This is a genomic window from Sporosalibacterium faouarense (assembly GCF_016765695.1).
In the GTDB taxonomy this organism is placed as follows: Bacteria; Bacillota; Clostridia; order Tissierellales; family VENL01; genus Sporosalibacterium; species Sporosalibacterium faouarense.
In genome coordinates, this window is the sequence record NZ_JAETGO010000098.1 from 41,236 (window position 1) to 59,657 (window position 18,422).

Annotated in this window: 21 protein-coding genes and 1 other annotated feature (1 of these 22 running past the window's edge); of the genes, 6 read left to right on the forward strand and 15 right to left on the reverse strand. The window is 28.9% G+C overall.

Annotated elements, in window-relative coordinates; all coding sequences use genetic code 11:
- Positions 1-105, reverse strand: a binding site (T-box leader); it reaches 104 nt to the left of the window's first position.
- Between the two features lie 154 nt (positions 106-259).
- Complete coding sequence (locus JMO20_RS19315) at positions 260-1,024, reverse strand: TIGR00266 family protein (RefSeq protein WP_202711423.1); 765 nt, start codon at positions 1,022-1,024, stop codon at positions 260-262.
- A 327-nt stretch (positions 1,025-1,351) separates the two neighbouring features.
- On the opposite strand from JMO20_RS19315, the gene JMO20_RS19320 reads away from it, so the two are divergent.
- Entirely contained in the window at positions 1,352-1,555 is a 204-nt protein-coding gene (locus JMO20_RS19320; protein WP_202711425.1) for a hypothetical protein, read from the forward strand.
- A 259-nt stretch (positions 1,556-1,814) separates the two neighbouring features.
- On the opposite strand, the gene pepF is transcribed toward JMO20_RS19320, so the two are convergent.
- Positions 1,815-3,626, reverse strand: a complete 1,812-nt coding sequence (gene pepF, locus JMO20_RS19325; RefSeq protein ID WP_202711427.1) for an oligoendopeptidase F — start codon at positions 3,624-3,626, stop codon at positions 1,815-1,817.
- 157 nt (positions 3,627-3,783) lie between these two features.
- On the opposite strand from pepF, the gene JMO20_RS19330 reads away from it, so the two are divergent.
- Positions 3,784-4,239, forward strand: coding sequence for a spore coat protein (locus JMO20_RS19330; protein ID WP_202711429.1), 456 nt, complete (start codon positions 3,784-3,786; stop codon positions 4,237-4,239).
- Positions 4,240-4,575: 336 nt separating this feature from the next.
- Here JMO20_RS19330 and JMO20_RS19335 read toward each other — a convergent pair whose 3' ends face one another.
- From JMO20_RS19335 to JMO20_RS19345, 3 genes are all read right to left on the reverse strand, one after another.
- Positions 4,576-4,905 carry a LysM peptidoglycan-binding domain-containing protein gene (locus JMO20_RS19335; protein ID WP_202711430.1) on the reverse strand — a complete coding sequence of 110 codons (330 nt, stop codon included), beginning with the start codon at positions 4,903-4,905 and terminating at the stop codon, positions 4,576-4,578.
- A gap of 94 nt (positions 4,906-4,999) precedes the next feature.
- Positions 5,000-5,542 carry a DUF2238 domain-containing protein gene (locus JMO20_RS19340; RefSeq protein WP_202711432.1) on the reverse strand — a complete coding sequence of 181 codons (543 nt, stop codon included), beginning with the start codon at positions 5,540-5,542 and terminating at the stop codon, positions 5,000-5,002.
- 72 nt (positions 5,543-5,614) lie between these two features.
- Positions 5,615-5,773 carry a DUF1540 domain-containing protein gene (locus tag JMO20_RS19345; RefSeq protein ID WP_202711434.1) on the reverse strand — a complete coding sequence of 53 codons (159 nt, stop codon included), beginning with the start codon at positions 5,771-5,773 and terminating at the stop codon, positions 5,615-5,617.
- 159 nt (positions 5,774-5,932) lie between these two features.
- On the opposite strand from JMO20_RS19345, the gene JMO20_RS19350 reads away from it, so the two are divergent.
- Positions 5,933-6,796 (forward strand): tRNA 2-thiocytidine biosynthesis TtcA family protein, encoded by an 864-nt coding sequence (locus tag JMO20_RS19350; RefSeq protein WP_202711436.1) that lies wholly within the window; start codon positions 5,933-5,935, stop codon positions 6,794-6,796.
- A gap of 137 nt (positions 6,797-6,933) precedes the next feature.
- Here JMO20_RS19350 and JMO20_RS19355 read toward each other — a convergent pair whose 3' ends face one another.
- On the reverse strand, positions 6,934-8,607 hold the full coding sequence (locus JMO20_RS19355; protein WP_202711438.1) for a Spo0B domain-containing protein: 1,674 nt from the start codon (positions 8,605-8,607) through the stop codon (positions 6,934-6,936).
- Positions 8,608-9,165: 558 nt separating this feature from the next.
- Here JMO20_RS19355 and yjeM point away from each other — a divergent pair.
- Positions 9,166-10,704 carry a glutamate/gamma-aminobutyrate family transporter YjeM gene (gene yjeM, locus JMO20_RS19360; protein ID WP_202711440.1) on the forward strand — a complete coding sequence of 513 codons (1,539 nt, stop codon included), beginning with the start codon at positions 9,166-9,168 and terminating at the stop codon, positions 10,702-10,704.
- 54 nt (positions 10,705-10,758) lie between these two features.
- Here yjeM and JMO20_RS19365 read toward each other — a convergent pair whose 3' ends face one another.
- Positions 10,759-11,277, reverse strand: a complete 519-nt coding sequence (locus JMO20_RS19365) for a CBO0543 family protein (protein WP_202711442.1) — start codon at positions 11,275-11,277, stop codon at positions 10,759-10,761.
- Between the two features lie 228 nt (positions 11,278-11,505).
- Positions 11,506-11,721: a hypothetical protein gene (locus JMO20_RS19370; protein WP_202711444.1), complete on the reverse strand. Its 216-nt coding sequence runs from the start codon at positions 11,719-11,721 to the stop codon at positions 11,506-11,508.
- Between the two features lie 207 nt (positions 11,722-11,928).
- Between JMO20_RS19370 and JMO20_RS19375 the strand changes: the two genes are divergently transcribed.
- Positions 11,929-12,684, forward strand: a complete 756-nt coding sequence (locus tag JMO20_RS19375; protein ID WP_202711446.1) for a LysM peptidoglycan-binding domain-containing protein — start codon at positions 11,929-11,931, stop codon at positions 12,682-12,684.
- Positions 12,685-12,733: 49 nt separating this feature from the next.
- Here the strand turns inward: JMO20_RS19375 and JMO20_RS19380 are convergent, their stop codons facing one another.
- The 3 genes from JMO20_RS19380 to JMO20_RS19390 form a co-directional block, all read right to left on the reverse strand.
- Positions 12,734-13,303, reverse strand: coding sequence for a class I SAM-dependent methyltransferase (locus JMO20_RS19380; protein ID WP_341534068.1), 570 nt, complete (start codon positions 13,301-13,303; stop codon positions 12,734-12,736).
- A gap of 30 nt (positions 13,304-13,333) precedes the next feature.
- Positions 13,334-13,966, reverse strand: coding sequence for a class I SAM-dependent methyltransferase (locus JMO20_RS19385; protein WP_202711448.1), 633 nt, complete (start codon positions 13,964-13,966; stop codon positions 13,334-13,336).
- A 300-nt stretch (positions 13,967-14,266) separates the two neighbouring features.
- Positions 14,267-15,109, reverse strand: a complete 843-nt coding sequence (locus tag JMO20_RS19390) for a DegV family protein (protein ID WP_202711450.1) — start codon at positions 15,107-15,109, stop codon at positions 14,267-14,269.
- A 214-nt stretch (positions 15,110-15,323) separates the two neighbouring features.
- Between JMO20_RS19390 and JMO20_RS19395 the strand changes: the two genes are divergently transcribed.
- A complete protein-coding gene (locus tag JMO20_RS19395) occupies positions 15,324-16,172 on the forward strand; it encodes a DegV family protein (RefSeq protein WP_202711452.1) in 849 nt (282 codons plus the stop codon).
- Between the two features lie 168 nt (positions 16,173-16,340).
- Here JMO20_RS19395 and JMO20_RS19400 read toward each other — a convergent pair whose 3' ends face one another.
- From JMO20_RS19400 to JMO20_RS19415, 4 genes are all read right to left on the reverse strand, one after another.
- The gene (locus JMO20_RS19400; RefSeq protein WP_202711454.1) at positions 16,341-16,775 is read right to left on the reverse strand and encodes a J domain-containing protein; all 435 of its coding nucleotides are present in this window, start codon (positions 16,773-16,775) and stop codon (positions 16,341-16,343) included.
- A 28-nt stretch (positions 16,776-16,803) separates the two neighbouring features.
- On the reverse strand, positions 16,804-17,454 hold the full coding sequence (locus tag JMO20_RS19405) for a hypothetical protein (protein WP_202711456.1): 651 nt from the start codon (positions 17,452-17,454) through the stop codon (positions 16,804-16,806).
- Between the two features lie 65 nt (positions 17,455-17,519).
- Positions 17,520-18,008 (reverse strand): GNAT family N-acetyltransferase, encoded by a 489-nt coding sequence (locus JMO20_RS19410; protein ID WP_202711457.1) that lies wholly within the window; start codon positions 18,006-18,008, stop codon positions 17,520-17,522.
- Positions 18,009-18,126: 118 nt separating this feature from the next.
- Complete coding sequence (locus JMO20_RS19415) at positions 18,127-18,411, reverse strand: spore coat protein (RefSeq protein WP_202711459.1); 285 nt, start codon at positions 18,409-18,411, stop codon at positions 18,127-18,129.
- Positions 18,412-18,422 lie beyond the last annotated feature (11 nt).

The following is an 18,422-nucleotide window of genomic DNA, read 5'->3' on the forward strand; positions in this document are numbered from 1 at the left end:
TTAAGCTCATGAGTCCATTCAGTAAACTCCAGTCATTGGGCTTTCACCATCCCCAAATCGCTCTGTTAGGATAATTTACTTACTACTCTCAATCATAGCCTTTCATGTACAATTGTTATATATTATTATATACAATTATTATATAAAGTAAATACATTTTTTCAAATTTCTCTTATATTTTTGATTAAAACTATTACCAACAACCTTTTTTATCCTATGATTGTATTATTTCTTGACATTCACTAGAATAATATTCAACTTAGTCTCCACTTAAAATATCTCCTAAAATGCTACCACCTAGTCCTCCAATTCCTCTTTTCTCACCTACTTGATTAAATCTAGCTGATTTAAGAATTCTATCAGATAAACGAGATAATGGAAGACTTTGAAGATAAACAGTTCCTGGACCAGTTAACTTTGCTAAAAACAATCCCTCTCCTCCAAATAGAGCATTTTTGAATCCTCCAACAAATTGAATATCATAATCCACAGTTGTTTCAAATCCTACTATACATCCTGTATCCACCTTTAATACTTCTCCATGATTAAGAACTTTTTTAATTATAGTTCCTCCAGCATGTATAAAAGCCATTCCTCTACCTTCTAATCTTTGTAAAATAAAACCTTCTCCACCAAAAAAGCCAGCACCTATTTTCTTTGTGAAGGCTACTTCAATTTCAATTCCATTGGCTGCACATAGAAAAGCATCTCTCTGACATAAAAATCTTCCACTAAATTCTTCAAGCTGTAAAGGAATTATTTTTCCAGGATAAGGAGCACTAAAAGCTACATGTCCTTTGCCTCTTCCATTATGCAAAAAAGTGGTGATAAAAAAACTTTCCCCTGTGACCATTCTTTTAAATCCTTTAAATAGTCCTCCTCCTGTAGATGTCTGCATTTCAATGTCATTCTCCATAAACATCATAGTGCCTGCTTCGGCCCTAACACCTTCACCTGGATCTAGCTCAATTTCCACTGTTTGCATATCATCTCCATATATCTTATAATCGATAATATCTGACATATTCTACCATCCTCTCTTACTTAATTAATCACGATAACAACACATTATTATTTTAACGTGACCTTTTATGAAATCATATTATGTAGTCATTTATTTATCAAGTACTATTTTATATAATTATAATACAATTATAATAAAATTATTATAGAAAATTAATAGAACGAATTGACTAATCAAGTCATTTTTTTATTGATTTTTTTTAATCTGTTTAATTCCATATATTTCATATTATACCATTGTCTTAAGGGTTTTCAATTAATTTAGAATAATAAAAGCTTAATCGTTTACAGAAAATAATATTATACTTTCAGAAAGGAGAGATATAATATGGCTTGGAAAAAAGGAAAAGTTAGATTTGACGATGGTACTGAATATAAGGCTGACTTACTAGTTCATAATGGTGAAGTTTGGAATATGAAAGTTTATAAGGATGGTCAAACCATTCAGCAAATAGATGCTGACAGTTTTGCTTCTAAATTAGGAAGAACACCTGAAACCATATATCCTTTCACTTATGATATTGAAGAGTAATCTTGATTTTTACGTTTGCTCTTAAATAAATATATCAAGTTTATGGTTTTGATGTAATGAAGTGGGTATTATTATAACATAGAACATTAATAACTGATGTTCTATTACCAAATTTCCCTATATCCCCTTATAATTCAAATTTGTATTTGTGCGTAATACCTTAGTTTAATGCAAAGCAAGTAGCTATTAATAGCTACTTGCTTTGTATTTACTATAATCACAAATATTTTTAAAAATCTATGTCTACTAAAACAAAGGATTAGTTATTATTTATTTCATCTGTTAACTCGATGATTTGATCTATAAGATTTCCTATATGATCTATAGTGGCTAATAGTGGCTTATCAGTAGTTACATCTACACCTGCCATTTTTGCTAGCTCAACTGGAGATTTTGTGCCTCCTGATTCTAATACCTTCTTCCAATCTTCTACAGCCTTTTCTCCTTCATTTAATATCCTTTTACTAACCTGAGTAGCAATTGTAAGTCCTGCACTATATGTGTAAGGATAAAGTCCCATATAGTAATGTGGTTGTCTCATCCATGTAAGCTCTGCCCCTTGGTTTATAGTTACAGCATCTCCCCAAAACTCTTCAAGGACATTCCTCTTAAGCTCACTTAATTTACTTGCACTTACACTTCCGCCATTATCAATTATCTTATATACTTCTCTTTGATAAGCTGCTTCTAATAAATGTGTCACAAAATTATGATAATATGTATTACTAACCATTGAAGAAAGAACCCATCTTTTAAATCTAGGGTCTTCTTTTTGATTTATAAGATAGTTGCTTAAAAGCATTTCATTCATAGTTGATGGGGCCTCTACAAAGTAAAGGGATGGATCAACATTAAAGAGGTTATTATTCTCTTGAGCTAACATAAAGTGACCTGCATGCCCAAATTCATGCACGAGAGTAAACACCTCACTCATAAGGCCGTTCCATGAAAGCAAAATATATGAATGTACGCCATAAGGACTAGCGCAAAAACCTCCTGTAGACTTACCTTTATTTTGAGCAAAGTCCACCCATCTTTCATCATAACCTCTCATTATAAGCTCAAGATATTCTTTTCCCATAACTGATAAAGCACCTTTTATGTATTTCTTAGATTCTTCTATAGTTACCTTGGGATCATAATCTGGATCGATAGAAACTTTTAAATCTGCAAAGGTTACTTCGTCTAAATCATATATCTCTTTTATTAATTTTGCATATTTTCTCATATGAGGTGCTAATTTTTCCATTATAATATCAATTTGTCTATCATAAAGTTTTCTATCTACCTTTTGATCAAATAACAAGTAATCAAATATAGAATCATAATTTCTCATATTTGACATGATTTTTTCCTTTTGCAATTGTGTTTGATAGGCAGTAGCAACTGTGTTTTGATACTCCTTAAGCTTCTTTGAAAAGGCTTCAAAAGCTTTTCTTCTTATAGATGTATTCTTCTCACCTTGATATGTATTTTCAAATAATACAAAGCTTAGAGGATATTCTTCTTCATCTACTTTAAATTTTCCAAAATCCATATCAACTAATTTCGCTTGGTTATATATCTGATATGGAGAGTTTAATACAGGAGATAACCCTGCAAATGCCTTTTCTACTTCTGGATGTAAGGTGTGAGGTTTATTTCTCTTTATATCTTCAAGATATACTCTATATTTTTTAGTTTTATTTATAGCTTCATTTAGTATTTCATCTGATGTCTCCTTTAGCTCACTTTCAATAAAAGTTACTCTACTTAGAACTTCTGACAAAATTGAATTATTTTTAGTATCTTTAGTTTGACTATCTACATTTCCTTGGTCAACTGAAACAGCTAAAGAAGTATAAGTGTTTGTCAATAGAGCTTTTTTATACATTTCTTCATATTCCTCGATACATTCTAAAATAATATCTGCATTATCTAACTTTCCCTTAAAATTACTTTCTATTTTTTTAGATTGTTCTACTACTTCTTTTAATGTCTCTTCATATTCAGTATCTGTTTTAAAAATATGGGTTAAATCCCATGTTAAAGATACATCTATTTCTTTTCTAGGCTTTAATTCACTTCTCATTTTATCTCCCCTCTCTTATTAAAATCCACTCTATGTAATATTTTACCTTATTTCGCTAAAAATAAAAACTTTTTTTCTAATAATCAAAATTTAATATATATTTTTTTCAAAACTCCAAATACTATCAAGTAGTTGAGAATTATAAGGAGGTATATTTATGTTAAATTTAACTCAAAAGGAAACTCTACTCTTACAAGACCAAAAGAGTCACGAAAAAACTTGTGTGGAAAAATATTCTGAATCTGCTAAGAAAGCACAGGATCCAGTCTTACAGCAGTTATTTACTCAACTCAGCAATCAGGAAAAGCAACATCTAGATACAATTAATCAAATTTTAAACGGACAAATTCCAAATACAACTAATCAACAAGGTGGGACTCAAGGAAGTCAAAGTCAATTTGGCACAGGTGAATATAATCAACAGGATGCCCAACTATGCGAAGACTTATTGATGACTGAAAAATATGTATCCAGTACCTATAACACTGCAATATTTGAGTTTAGAGATACTAACCTAAGACAAACATTAAATCATATTCAAAAAGAAGAGCAACAGCATGGTGAAGACCTATTTAAATATATGGAAAGCAGAAATATGTATAATCCTCAATAAAATAAGGTATATTTGCATTATTGCTTAAAGAGAACAAAGGCTATCACTATTTGTGTGATAGCCTTTGTTTTAGTAGACAGAATATATATTAGAAGTTTTTAAACCTAGAGTTAAAGAATAGAATATCTCCACGATAATATGATTCTTATTATAGACATAATTATAATTTTAAATTTCTGTCCCATTGCTTCATTGAATTTACCTTTATAAATTAACTTCCCCAAAAGTATATCTCTTTAAAAAGCTATATGATTTTGAGAATTAGTTTTTAACCAATTTCTGATCAAGCTTTACTATTCATGAAATATTAATATATCCTTTATTCTATTCTAAAAATTAGTATCCTAAATAAATTAGATAGATTATCTGACCAGGCCATATTACATTAGGATTAACTATCTGAGGATTATGAGAACGAACCCTTCTATAATCTAAATTAAATCTGTAAGCAATATTATATAACGTATCTCCAGGTTGAACTACATATTCTACATATCCCTCTGGTGGAAGATCAATTGTTTCATATCCTGGAATTGTTAAAATTATTCCGGGATAAATCTGTCTTGAATATAATGATGGATTTGCTTCCTTAATTGCTTCAATGTCTACTCCAAATTTAGAAGCTATAGTTTGAATCGTATCCCATGGTTGTGTTATATACTTCATTCATCTTCACCTCCGCTACATTTTGCTACATAATATTCATGTAAGCTATAAAAGTTCATTGTAACGAAGTTTTTCGTGACATTTAAGTTTATACCTATTTGACTATTAAGTATACGCCAGCAACGCTAGATCCCAAAATATTCGATAACATATCAAGGTCAGTATCAAGCAAACCATGTTGATTATGAGCATTAAAAATTGAATCAAGTCCAAATTCTAATATTTCAAGAAAAACTCCTATTGTAATACCTATTGATATAACAAATATAAATGTTAGTATCTTAGAATTTGCCTTCCATGTGAAAAATGAAGTTAAAATTTGATAGAACAATATTGATATTGTAAAAGATCCAATTACATGTAATATTTTATCAAAGAAATGATTGGTGTTATAGAGGTTTAGATATTGACCAAAACCTAAATGTAAAATTACAATAAAAAAAATAAAATAATTAACTATACTAGTAATTTTTACTTTTCCTTTTATTTCAAAATAAGTTAATAATAAATAGCCAATATAGATAAATGCTGTATTATAAATAAAATATATTTGATTTTTGATTATAAAACAAATAATAAATAATATTATCAAAATAGTAAAAAGTATTAGAAATCCATAAGTGCTTTTTTTCTTCATAATTTATACCCTTTCGAATTTTGGTTATGATAAAAAAGTCAAGTACTCAAAAGAGTACTCGACTATTTTAAATTATTGTACTTCAAAACTTCCACAATCTGTTCCCTCTGGATTAGTAGCTTTACTATGATGTTTTATAACTTGAATCTGATTTAAACTACAGTAAGAATCTTTTTTAGCATGATATTTACATTCATCTACTGTACATCCAATACTTTTATTAATATTCATTACTTCACCTCCTCATAGAAATATTATTAATTATAATCGCACTTTTTATTCTAATGAGTTACTAGACATTTTATCCAACTAATGATATATTGCTTATTGAATATATATATGCTAATTAAAAATAATATAAATAATGGATTATTACAACGAGGTGATAAAATGAGTAATATATCAGGAAGTGGATGTGATCTATTAATACCTTTAAGCGAAAGAAAATCTCTTCAGGAAATAGAACGTAGTATTATTACAACCTATAGAAAATACCTATGGTCTAAATTCACAAAGGCTGTTAATGAATATAATCTGATAGAGGATGGAGATAAAATTGCTGTCGCCATATCTGGTGGTAAAGATAGTTTATTAATGGCAAAACTTCTCCAAGAGTTAAATAAGCATGGAAAAACAAATTTCGAACTAGAATTTATAGCAATGAATCCAGGCTTCCATGAAAGTAATAAAGAATTATTACTGGATAATTGCAATCATTTAAATATTCCTGTTAAGATTTTTGAATCAGATATTTTTAAAGTAGTTGACCATATTGCCAATGACTATCCCTGTTATATGTGTGCAAGAATGAGACGCGGGGCTCTATACTCTAAAGCTCAAGAGCTTGGATGTAATAAGCTGGCTTTAGGTCATCATTTCGACGATGTCATTGAAACAAATCTGATAAATATATTATGTTCAGGTAATTTTAAAACTATGTTACCTAAATTAAGAGCAATGAATTTTGAAAATATGGAGTTAATTCGTCCTCTATACTTTATTCGTGAAGAATATATAAAAAAATTCACTCAAAACAATGGGTTATCTCCAATGAACTGCGGCTGTGTAGTTGCAGCTAAAAAGACTTCTAGTAAGCGTAGAGAAGTTAAAGAGTTAATAAAAGAGTTAGGAGATAAGTTTAAGAATGTAGACATCAACATTTTTCAAGCTGCCAATAATGTGAATATGGATCGTATTTTAGGCTGGAAAAAAGATGGTGAGAAACACTCATATCTGGATTTCTATGAGGACTAAATATCTTTAAGTCAATTTTTTCAGATATGGAAATTTCATATTTAGGATTTTACATGTTATTAAATTAAATATTCATTCCAAATAAAAAAAGGACTGCCTAACAATGATTTCTAGATCAATGTTAGAATCAGTCCTTTTTAATCTATATCCTCGGGAATAGTGACAATAAATCTATTCCCACTTTTATCTACAATTAATTCTAGCTCTCCGCCATACTTATTGACTAGTTTCTTTACAATAAACAGTCCAAGACCATCTCCATTACTTCCTTTTGTACTGTATCCCTTATTAAAAATTTTACTACGAATATCACTAGATATAATAGGTGTATTATTTGTAATCTCAAATATGTAAACCCCTGGACTATAGTCAATTCTTATCCCAAGAACTTTCAGCTCATCCTCTGAGTGGGATAAAGCATACATTGCATTTTTTATTAAATTAGTTATGATTTTCATAAGGTCATAGAGATTAATCGGTAATTCCTCAGGTAATTCAATGGTATCAACGACAACTTCTATGCCTTTTTGCTCTCCATCCTTAATTGTTGAGCTAATTGTAGCCTCTAATTCTGGTATACCTATCTCATAATTGCGCTTAATGGATTGTCCCTCTTGAGCTACATTCTTTAGATAATCCTTTGCTCTATCGGGATGTCCCATTTCTAAAAGAGCTTGAATTATCTGCAAGTGGTTCATAAAGTCATGTTTGTACATTCTCAATTTTTCGTTAACATCTTCGCTTACTCTTAATCTATAATCTACCATCTCTTTTTGAGTAATAATTTTAGACAAAACTAATATTTCAATAATAATTATTAAAGATACAATAATACTGATAAGTGCAAGAAGTCCTAAACTACTCTGCAATTCATTTTTTATTGCCCCAATCAGACTTTCAACTGGAGTAATACTGGTAATATGCCAATTCAAAGGTGAAATAGTACTCAATCCTATGACATAATTCTTTCCACTTAGGTTTATCTCCTTAGTTAGAGGAGAAGATTTCATTTGTTCATGTATTTTTTCCCTATCTATATTACTTAAATTGACAGAATGAAATTTAATTGGATTATAAGATTGATCATATATTATAATTATATTATCATCATTTAAGGTTGCCTTTTTATATATCTCAGATATTTTCTCCTTATTAACATATGCTAACATGTATCCAACTACTTTATTATTTTTTGCTAAATTCTCTTCATCATACTCTTTTGTACCTTCAGGAATAATGTGGCGTATTTTCCGAACTAGTAAAAGAATTTTTTCATTATCTCCCATTTCTTCTGTAATACTATTTTTACTAACATTGAACCACATTTCATCTCCTTCATTTCTGGTTACTTCGTCATATAATGAACTTTCAAAAAATTTTTCCCCATGCAAATTAATTTTATTTGCTGCTGAGTATACTCTCCCATCATTCGTAACACAGTATGCATCATCTATGTAATAGCTATTATCAACTATTGCCTTTATTTCCCTTAACATATGTCCTTCTATACTTTCTTGATACTTGGAGGTAACTTGATGATATTTTACAATTGAAGCTCCAGTGCCTAGACTATTTGTATAATCTGAAATATCCCTTGATATATCAGAAAAGTTTAATTCTAGCGTCTCTTTAGTCTTATTTAACACCTGCTGGGATGCTAAAATTTTCTCATGCTTTACGATATCTAAGGTACGTGAGTAAATAAAATAAATATTTAACATAATAGGTATGAATATAACTATTAGAAAAAAGACAATTACCCTAATACGCAAACCTCTATTTTTCAGGATATTTTTAAATACATTTGCCATTCCAAACACTCCATTTTATGTAGATATATGTCAATAAAAAGTAATTTGATTTTTAAAATCTTTATTTCTATAATCAGTATATTTTAGAATTGCTTCCATTGATATTTATTCAAAAAAATATAAAGTATACTTACTATCATATCATTTATTTACTAATTTATAATAATAATTACTATGCTTCTATATTCTATCATATTTCGACAAATTAAAGAATTGAATATTTAGTTTTGTAAAATAACTATACTTTTCTTTGTTTATATTTTCCTATTACACAATTATGAACAAGATTGAAAAAAAATTAACAACTTTTTACCAATTATCTTTATAGAAAAGTATACCTTAGTTATGAAAAATAGCTTTAAGCTAAGTATATAACATTAATAGACTATGTAAAAAATTATCGTAGCATTTTGACAATAACTTAATTATTTGGATTTTACAAAAAAGGCAGAATATTATAACATATCCCAAAACTCTTGTTTTTTCTAATAATATCTATAGAATTGTTTTTAGTAGTTAACAAATATTATAAAAATATAGTCTTTGAGGAGGAAAACGATGTCACAAAATACTAAATCTACTAACAAATTAACTTTAGTTTCACTTGTATTGATGATCTTTACATCAGTATTTGGATTTGCAAATATGCCTAGATCCTTTTTCTTAATGGGTTATGGTGCAATTCCTTGGTATATTATATCTTCTATAACATTCTTTATTCCTTTTGCATTTATGATGGCTGAATATGGATCAGCTTTTAAAAGCGAAAGAGGTGGAATTTATTCATGGATGTCAAAGTCAGTTGGTCCTAAATATGCATTCATAGGAACATTCATGTGGTATGCTTCTTATATTATTTGGATGGTTAATGTTTCTTCTGGAATTTGGATAGTATTATCTACTGCGATTTTCGGAACTGATACAACAGGTAACTGGTCAATTCTTGGTTTACAGCCAACTCAAACATTAGGTTTATTGGCAGCAATGTGGATAGTACTTGTTACTTTTGTATCTACTAAAGGATTAGATAAGATTAAAAAAATCACTTCTATTGGTGGAAGTGCAGTAGCTCTATTAAATGTTGTTTTATTAGTAGGTGGACTTGCTATACTAATTGGTAATGGTGGACACCTAGCTCAACCTATTGCTTCAGCAGCAGATTTCTTTAAATCTCCTAACCCAGGTTACCAAACACCAATTAACGTGCTATCATTCCTAGTATTTGCAATCTTTGCATTTGGTGGAATTGAAGTAACAGCTGGTTTAGTAGACCAAACAGAAAATCCTAATAAAACCTTCCCTAAAGGTATAGCTTTTGCCGCTATAACTATAGCAGTAGGATATGCTATAGGAATATTCTTTGTTGGTATTTTCACCGATTTTGCTAAAGTGCTAAATACTGATGGAGTAAATATGGCTAATGTATCTTACTTAATTATGAATAACCTAGGTTATCAGTTTGGTCAAGCATTTGGATTAAGTGAAGTTATTTCAATTTCTATTGGTAACTGGATAGCTAGATACGTTGGAATATCCATGCTATTAGCTTTAACAGGAGCATTTTTTACACTAACTTACTCACCATTAAAGCAAATTATCGAAGGTACACCTTCTGAGTTATGGCCAAAAGTAATTGCAAAAACAAAAGATGGTATACCAGTAAATGCTATGTGGGTTCAATGTATATTAGTAGTTTCAATGATTTTCTTAGTTTCTTTTGGTGGAGAAACGGCAGAGAAGTTCTTTAACAAACTTGTACTAATGACTAATGTAGCTATGACTCTACCATATATGTTTATATCTGGTGCATTCCCTGCATTTAAGAAAAATAAGGGAATTGAAAAACCATTTGAAATGTTTAAATCATATAAGAGCGCACTGATTGCTGCAATCATTGTAACATTCTCTGTTGGATTTGCTAATTTCTTTACTATAATTCAACCAGCTATGAACGGCGATATAAGTTCTACAATATGGAGTATTGCTGGACCATTATTCTTTACAGTGGTTGCTCTTATAATGTATAGACGTTATGAAATGAAAAATAGAAGACCTAGAACTAAAGGTAATAAGCAAGACTTTAATAAAGCAGCATAATTAAAATATACAATAATTTAGAAAGCAGGGACCTCGTCCTTGCTTTTTTATACTCTAGAGTAAAACTCGATAGGGCATATCAAAGATTCGTAACGCTAAAAAAGCAATTATAAAGTATATAAGCCAAGCAATAATTGGTCTCCTATGATGCACTATCATTATAGAAAACATTAAAAAGTAAACTGCGATGCTATGCAGATACTTCCAGCCATTTTGATAAGTTATATGCTTAAAATAATAAAGAATATATTCTATCATTGAAAATCCAACTACATAACAAAGAATAAATAAAATTTGCTTTATATAGCTCTTTTCTTTAGGATAATATGGCATATAAATCAATACCATGGTGGGATACACTGTAAATGACCATAGGGCGCTAGAAAACTGATGGGTAAAAAATGGTGTAGTCCATTCCCATAATCTCATGTCTTGTACCATATGATTGTAAAATAGGTTGCCTGCTATTAAAAATAATATAGTTGGATAATATTTACGCCAATTTCTCCAGTCTCCAAATATGAACATTATAATTACCAACCCAAATATTGTTAATAGATGTAGTAAGTTCATATGCATGTCCTTTCAGTACATATTTTATAAAGTTTAACAAAATACAAAACTTATATTTATATTTTATCATATCACAGTCTTTTTATGTAAAATTTTTTCCTAAAAAAATAATTAGCTCCAATACTTAGTATTGTCACTAATTATTATATATGTAATATTAACCCTTATTTTGTATTAATATTGCAAGTAAACATATGATCTATTTTAAATAATTAAAATAATGGCATTTTAGTGTATATTTTTATTTTCTTCTATTTCATCAAGTAATTTTTCTGCTGAACTCCATTGCTTTTCAGATATGTTTATTATTTCTTCTTTTCTAGATACAATCTCATTCTTTAACTCTTTTCTAAAATCGTATAATTTCCCTTCTTTTTTTGCCTCCAAAGCTTGCTTAAACTTCTTTTGAATTAGTATATCTACAATTTTATCAGAATTTAGCACATTAATCCCTCCTTTCTTTTTCTTCTATATAACAAATTCGTGCTATAGCTCTAAATACCTTTTGGTACTTATTTCAATATCGGCTTTAAAGTGCCATGAAAGGAAATCAATATTATGGTTTTATCTAATTTCATAAATTAATTATCAAAAATTTCATTTCTTATGAATATACTATACTAAACAAAACATTATCAAGGGGGTGTGTGAATGAATATGAGTACAGATTATCTGGACGGAAAAAGAATATATGTTGTACAGAAAGAAGATACCCTAGAGAAAATAGCTAATAAACATAATACTACAATTGACTTTATCCTCTCAATGAATCCATATTTAATTCCTAATAATCTTGAAATAGGTCAAAATCTTTATGTCCCTGAAAATTCAAATTGGGATAGTTGTCCTAAAGGAACTATGCCTTACATAATTCAAGAAGGTGATTCACTTTGCCAAATTGCATTAAAATTCAATATATCAATTCATCAAATAATGGAATCAAATCCAATGTTAAACCCCTATGGTATTTATATTGGTCAAAGTATATGTATACCTAAGACTTGGGACGTATACTCAAATGATAGCTATAATGTAAGTTTTATGTTTCCTGCTAATTGGAAACATGTTGAATTAGAACGATATGAAGGTGAAAATGGCTTTTTTCAGGTAGCTGCTATTGGAAGTAGAAGGTCCTTACGAAGCGTCTATAGACATGAATGTTATTCTAAGAACAGAAATTATGGCAATAATCCAAAGTTCATTACAACAGATATTGAGGGACAGTCAGCTTGCTTAATTTATCCATCGGAAGATCAAAATTCTTCAATGAACAATATAGCTGCTCTTATTGTTGAGTATCCTAAACCTATTAATCTAGAAAATAGAGTATATAACTATTTAATTCTTTGGGCAAGTAAAGGATATATTAGGCAGATGGGTAGTACTATGAGTTTTCTAGTGTATTAATTGACTAAAAAAATACCTATAGGGTGATTAATCACCCTATAGGTATTTTTTATTTTCGTCTCTTTTTATTTGCATACTTATAACTTTTCTTTTCAGCCATAAATACGTAATATCCATTTTCTTCTGTAATTTTAACTCCTCCAAAAACTGAAATCAGCTTATTCATATACCATTTTTTTCTCTTAGTGACCATATACATCCTTCCACTCAATTCCAATCTATTGAATCCTTTTTCAATAAATTGCTTCGGTACTGAAAAATTTGCATGATAAGGTGGATTAGACAATATCTTTGTGAAATTTGACTCCTGCAGTTCTAGTAATCCATCACTTTGATATATTTTTACTTCTGGAACATTATTCAGCTTAGCATTTTTCTTCGCCAAATTAACGGCTTCTTCACTTACATCAACCATTGTTACATTCTCAGCACCTATTATTTTTGCTGCTAAAACTCCTACGACACCATAGCCACATCCTAAATCCAATACCTTATCTTCTTGTTCAAACTCTAATGTAGACAACATAGTAAGTGTTCCTAAATCAATATTATGTGGTGAAAATACATCACTAGACGTTTCAAACTGTAAATCTATTCCCTTAATATTAGTTTTTATCACTGGTATCACCTCTATCAGCTTTATTTATAGTTATTTGATTCTTCTACAAACTAATACTCCAGCACAATTTCCAATCTTAGTATATTCTCCAAATACATTATGTTTCTTGAGTCGATTAATAAGTTTATCAGCCACTAAATAATCTTCTTGTTCATCCCAATATTTGCCTACACCTAATCTACATAGATCGAGCTCTTCTTGTGTTTTAAATGAAACATCCCCTATGACTAAAATTCCACTCTCTTCTAATATATCAAACAAAATATTTTCAATAAATCTAATCTTTTCATTAAAATTCAAGTGATGAATTGCATATGTTGTTAGGGCCTTAGTGGGCTTATATTTTTTGATTTCATCTAACATATCATTCTTCATATTATATTGAAAAGTTATAATATCAGGCATCTTCTTCTTAGCTTTCTTAAGCATTTCCTCTGAAAAATCTAACCCAATTATTTTAAATCCTTTATCATATAATGGTTGTGATAGTGTGCCAGTGCCTATTCCAATATCTATAATAATATCGTTCTCCTGTAACTCTCCTTTATTTATCACTGTAGATAGTACCTCATAATATTTTTCAAATGGATATTTATCAATAGCCTTCAATATACTCTCATCATAGTCTCCTGCCCATTTATCGAAATATAATTTATTGTACAAAATAACACCTCCATTCCAGATTATATATCAAATAACTGATTGCATATATTATGTTTATTATTTCATTTAACAATAAGAGTGTTAAGAGTATAGAATTATTATAATCAATTTACACATAATAATATCTCTCAAAATATTATAACTCTATACAAAACAGTTGATATATAACTAAAACTAAAATCAAAAAATGCCTATGCTGTGTAATGTCAGCATAAGCATCCTTATATCTAGTCAATTAAGAACTTAATAATTAAGTTTTAGGTGCTTTTCCCACAGGTACTTTTTGGTTATTTCATTTATTTAAAAGCAGATTACAATACCATCTTCATTGGCATATACACTTGTTATTCCTGCCATTTCAACTATAACTATTTCTTTAAAATTATATCTCTTTAATGCTTCTTCCTTAAGCTTTTTTGCTTTTTCTAAACAACTGCAATGACCAATACCTAAAACCTTTTCTTCAAATTTCCCACCATACTCGCCAATGATATCTACTAATCGCCTCATTGCCTTTTTTGTTCCTCTAACATTCTCTAGTTTTTCAATTACTCCATCATCACTTGCCATTAATATAGGCTTTATAGATAATAACGATGCTACCTTTCCTTTAAGTGCATTTAATCTACCTGATTTAACTAAATTATCTAAATTTTCTAATACAAAAAATGTTTTCATATCTTTTATATATTCGCTTACTTTCTCAACAATTTGAAGTTTTTCATAGTTTTCTTTTGCAGTTTCTAATATTTTCATACTTACTAAGGTCTCTCCAACCGAGGCACTTAATGTATCAAAAACATGTATAAACTTATTTCCCATTTCTTCTAGAACCATATTTTTAGCTAAAACTGCACTATTATATGTACCACTAATACCTGATGACATTGTTACTGCAAAAACATCCTCATCTTCGTCACCCTTAAAGGCTTCAATAAAATCATTAGGTGAAGGACAAGAAGTCCTAGGGTAGTCTTTACTTTTTTTCATGTGTTGAATTAGTTCCTTTATATTGATATTTTTATCATCTTTATATCTTTTCTCATCTATTTGAATAGTTAAAGGTACTAATTCAAGGTTTAATCTCTCCTTCAAATCCTTATTTACGTCACAAGCACTATCAGCAACTATCTTCATTTTCATTAAATCTTCCTCCTTCTTTCCATAATTATATAACATATTCATTAAAAATTACAGGAACAATTATTATTCATATTAATAAAGCTAACCTATATTTATTTCTATTATTAAATATTATACTAATATTCTTTCCAAAACTTGTTATATATACTTTATATTTTAACTATTATTTAGTAATATAGATATTATATAAAATACAATAAAAGGGGGAATTGTTTTGAGTGAAATTAAAGTATTTACAGATAGTACAAGTGACCTTAGTAAAGAAATTATTAATGAATTTAATATCACTATAGTTCCACTATACGTGAACTTTGGCAATCAAGTCTATAAAGATACGATAGATATTAATACAGATAAGCTTTATAAAAAAGTTAAAGATACCCAAGAATTACCTAAAACCTCTGCACCTTCTCCTAGTAATTTCTACAATTACTTTAAGCCTTATGTAGACCAAGGAAAAGATATCATATATATAGGTATTTCTTCTCATCTATCATCAACAATTCAAAATGCGAAGCTTGCTTCACTAGAATTTGATGAAGTAAATATTGAAATTATAGATTCTCAAAACCTATCTACCGGAATAGGTTTATTAGTAATGAAAGCTGTTAAATTAATCGAACAAGGACTAAATGTAAAGGAAGTATCAAAAGCTATTAAAGAATATATCCCAAAAGTAAGAACTGGATTTATAATTGATACTTTAGATTACCTATATAAAGGTGGAAGATGTTCTGCATTGCAAAGTTTTATTGGTGGTATGCTTAAGATACGACCGTTGGTTAAGGTCGTCAATGGAGAAATGATATTAGGTCAAAAAACTAGAGGTAAGAGAACAAAGGCACTGGATATCTTATTAAAAAATATTTATCAAGATAAAGGCATAATTGATGCTGACTATGTCTTTATAACCCATTCAAAGGCCTATAATGATGCAATCTTTATAAAAGAAACGCTTGAAAAAAATATTGCTGCAGATAATATCATAATTACAAACGCTGGTTGTGTAATTTCAAGTCATTGTGGTCCGAATACCATAGGAATACTTTATATAGTTAAGTAATAGAGTTTGCTCAATATTTTTTTATATCATGTAAGATTAAAACCATAAAAAAGTCACATTTCCTATATAATAATAGTAATGTGACTTAATTTTAAAGAAGTGAAGTTTTAATCTTGCATGAAGTTATATATAATTCCTCGTATAATAATTCTCAATAATATGCATTTCTTATTTTAAAAGTCGCTCATATATTTCTAATAAACGAATCATATCTTCCTTACTACCACCACGATCTGGGTGATATTTTTTGGCAAGTTCTCTAAATCTACTTTTAATATCCTCTTTAGAAGCATCTGAGCTTAATCCAAGCTCAGATAACAAATCTGGATCATATAATGAACTAGTACTAATATTACCATATTGAAAAATCTCATAGTACATCTGATAGAAAAACTCTTCAAAGACCTGTTTTCTTGCATTGGGACCAAAAGCAGATAAAATAATTAATGGGTATTTTATTTCAGAATCATCATTTTTATTTGTAGAGAAGAAAATATTCCAAACTAATTCTTTTTCTCCCACAGGTAAGTAATATCTCTTTCTTATGGAAATCTCAACTCTTTTTAGCTCTCTAAGCTTATGCTTTAAATTACCAATATCCAATGGCTGCACCTTCTCTTTTTAAAAGTAACTACCCATACAAAACTTCTATTTTTTGCTTAATATCATCCTTTATCAGTTCAATCTTTTCATCCTTGGATTTTTCTTTATTATTAATTAGCTTTAATCTTTTTTCAAGTACCTTTTCTAGATGTTTCTTTGCATTTTTTCTATCCTTTTTCTTTATAAATTCAGGAGCATTAATTGCCATATACTTTATTATTTCTCTTTTTTCACTATTTACGTAGCCCTGTAAAGATCTATATGATTTTGACTTTTCATCTATCTTATTTTCAAAGATATGCTTTAAAATGCTTCGGTGATAATATTTCAAAATATCCATGTACTTATCTGACAAAGCATAAAGATTTACTCTTTCATTATATCTACCATTATCATATTTCTTTATTAATTTATCAGGAATCTCCTCATTTCTATCTGTTCGTTCGATAATAAATTTTTCATTTCTATAAGTATATGTCTCAAAAATAGTTACAGGTGATATTTTTTTCTTTAATTCATTATCTATTTTAAAATTTTTATCATCAATAATAAAGCCATCATAATATTCACATTTATAAAGAATAAGTCCTGAAAAAAATTCAATCCGTTCTAAAATTGTACCCCACATATCTTCTGCTAATCTATCTTTAATCTTATCCAAATATAGTCTCTTTCTCATGAACTCACCTCCATCTATATAATCATACCATAGAACATATATTCTATTTTGTCAAGTTCAATCAATTATATTAAATATTCTAGCTCTATTTCATCCTTTATTGGAATATCATGATATCCTACTTCAGGTATTTCTGGCTTAATTCTTCTTGCTTTAGTTATGGCATCTCTGTGTACTGCTACTAAGCTAAAACCCTTTTTCTGATAAAATTTTAAAGCATTTATATTATCATTACTTGTAATTAACCATATTTTATTTACCTTAGTTTTCTTACTAATTTTCAATACTTTATCTACCAACATTGTACCTATTCCTTGATTTTCAACCATACTTTCTAATAAAACTATTTCACAATTATTATCACTGTCTATATTATAGCTAATCATTCCTACAATTTCATTATCCCTTAAAGCAATGAATCCTGGAAGCTTTGATACATCATGACTGATGCCTCTAGAAATAATGATATTTGACCCCCAATTTGTCGTTGAAACATTAATTATCCATTCCGTATCCTTTTCTGTAATTTCTCTTATTTTTATTTTTTTCTTCATGATTAATCCTCACTTTAATATTATATTTTAAATAATTCTATCATAAAAAAAAGTAAAGTTCCATTATATCCCTTTATCTATTTAAAAAGGACTCCCTTAGGAGCCCTCAAAGATTTAATTATCTTAAATTCATATTTTGATTATTGTTTTGTTGATTTCCTTGGCTCAATTGTGACTTAAGCTGCTGTCTTTCTTGTTGAGTTGCTTCTGGTGAAGGAGTATAATAACCTAATTGCTCTGCCCTTTTATATAAATCATATTGAAATTTATCTGCATCATTTCTTAATTGTTGTAAAGCACTTCTTAACTGTTCATTGCAGCACTCACTTATTGCTTTTTCATAGTCTGCCATACTAGCTTTAGTCATAGATAATATATCATTTACCATTTCTTTTTCTTGCATTTATTTAGCCC

What these genes read in the sequence shown, in the direction of transcription:
- JMO20_RS19315 (WP_202711423.1), bottom strand. Translation starts at nt 1,024, where the DNA reads ATGTCAGATATTATCGATTATAAGATATATGGAGATGATATGCAAACA.
- JMO20_RS19320 (WP_202711425.1), top strand. Translation starts at nt 1,352, where the DNA reads ATGGCTTGGAAAAAAGGAAAAGTTAGATTTGACGATGGTACTGAATAT.
- pepF (WP_202711427.1), bottom strand. Translation starts at nt 3,626, where the DNA reads ATGAGAAGTGAATTAAAGCCTAGAAAAGAAATAGATGTATCTTTAACA.
- JMO20_RS19330 (WP_202711429.1), top strand. Translation starts at nt 3,784, where the DNA reads ATGTTAAATTTAACTCAAAAGGAAACTCTACTCTTACAAGACCAAAAG.
- JMO20_RS19335 (WP_202711430.1), bottom strand. Translation starts at nt 4,905, where the DNA reads ATGAAGTATATAACACAACCATGGGATACGATTCAAACTATAGCTTCT.
- JMO20_RS19340 (WP_202711432.1), bottom strand. Translation starts at nt 5,542, where the DNA reads ATGAAGAAAAAAAGCACTTATGGATTTCTAATACTTTTTACTATTTTG.
- JMO20_RS19345 (WP_202711434.1), bottom strand. Translation starts at nt 5,773, where the DNA reads ATGAATATTAATAAAAGTATTGGATGTACAGTAGATGAATGTAAATAT.
- JMO20_RS19350 (WP_202711436.1), top strand. Translation starts at nt 5,933, where the DNA reads ATGAGTAATATATCAGGAAGTGGATGTGATCTATTAATACCTTTAAGC.
- JMO20_RS19355 (WP_202711438.1), bottom strand. Translation starts at nt 8,607, where the DNA reads ATGGCAAATGTATTTAAAAATATCCTGAAAAATAGAGGTTTGCGTATT.
- yjeM (WP_202711440.1), top strand. Translation starts at nt 9,166, where the DNA reads ATGTCACAAAATACTAAATCTACTAACAAATTAACTTTAGTTTCACTT.
- JMO20_RS19365 (WP_202711442.1), bottom strand. Translation starts at nt 11,277, where the DNA reads ATGAACTTACTACATCTATTAACAATATTTGGGTTGGTAATTATAATG.
- JMO20_RS19375 (WP_202711446.1), top strand. Translation starts at nt 11,929, where the DNA reads ATGAATATGAGTACAGATTATCTGGACGGAAAAAGAATATATGTTGTA.
- JMO20_RS19390 (WP_202711450.1), bottom strand. Translation starts at nt 15,109, where the DNA reads ATGAAAATGAAGATAGTTGCTGATAGTGCTTGTGACGTAAATAAGGAT.
- JMO20_RS19405 (WP_202711456.1), bottom strand. Translation starts at nt 17,454, where the DNA reads ATGAGAAAGAGACTATATTTGGATAAGATTAAAGATAGATTAGCAGAA.
- JMO20_RS19410 (WP_202711457.1), bottom strand. Translation starts at nt 18,008, where the DNA reads ATGAAGAAAAAAATAAAAATAAGAGAAATTACAGAAAAGGATACGGAA.
- JMO20_RS19415 (WP_202711459.1), bottom strand. Translation starts at nt 18,411, where the DNA reads ATGCAAGAAAAAGAAATGGTAAATGATATATTATCTATGACTAAAGCT.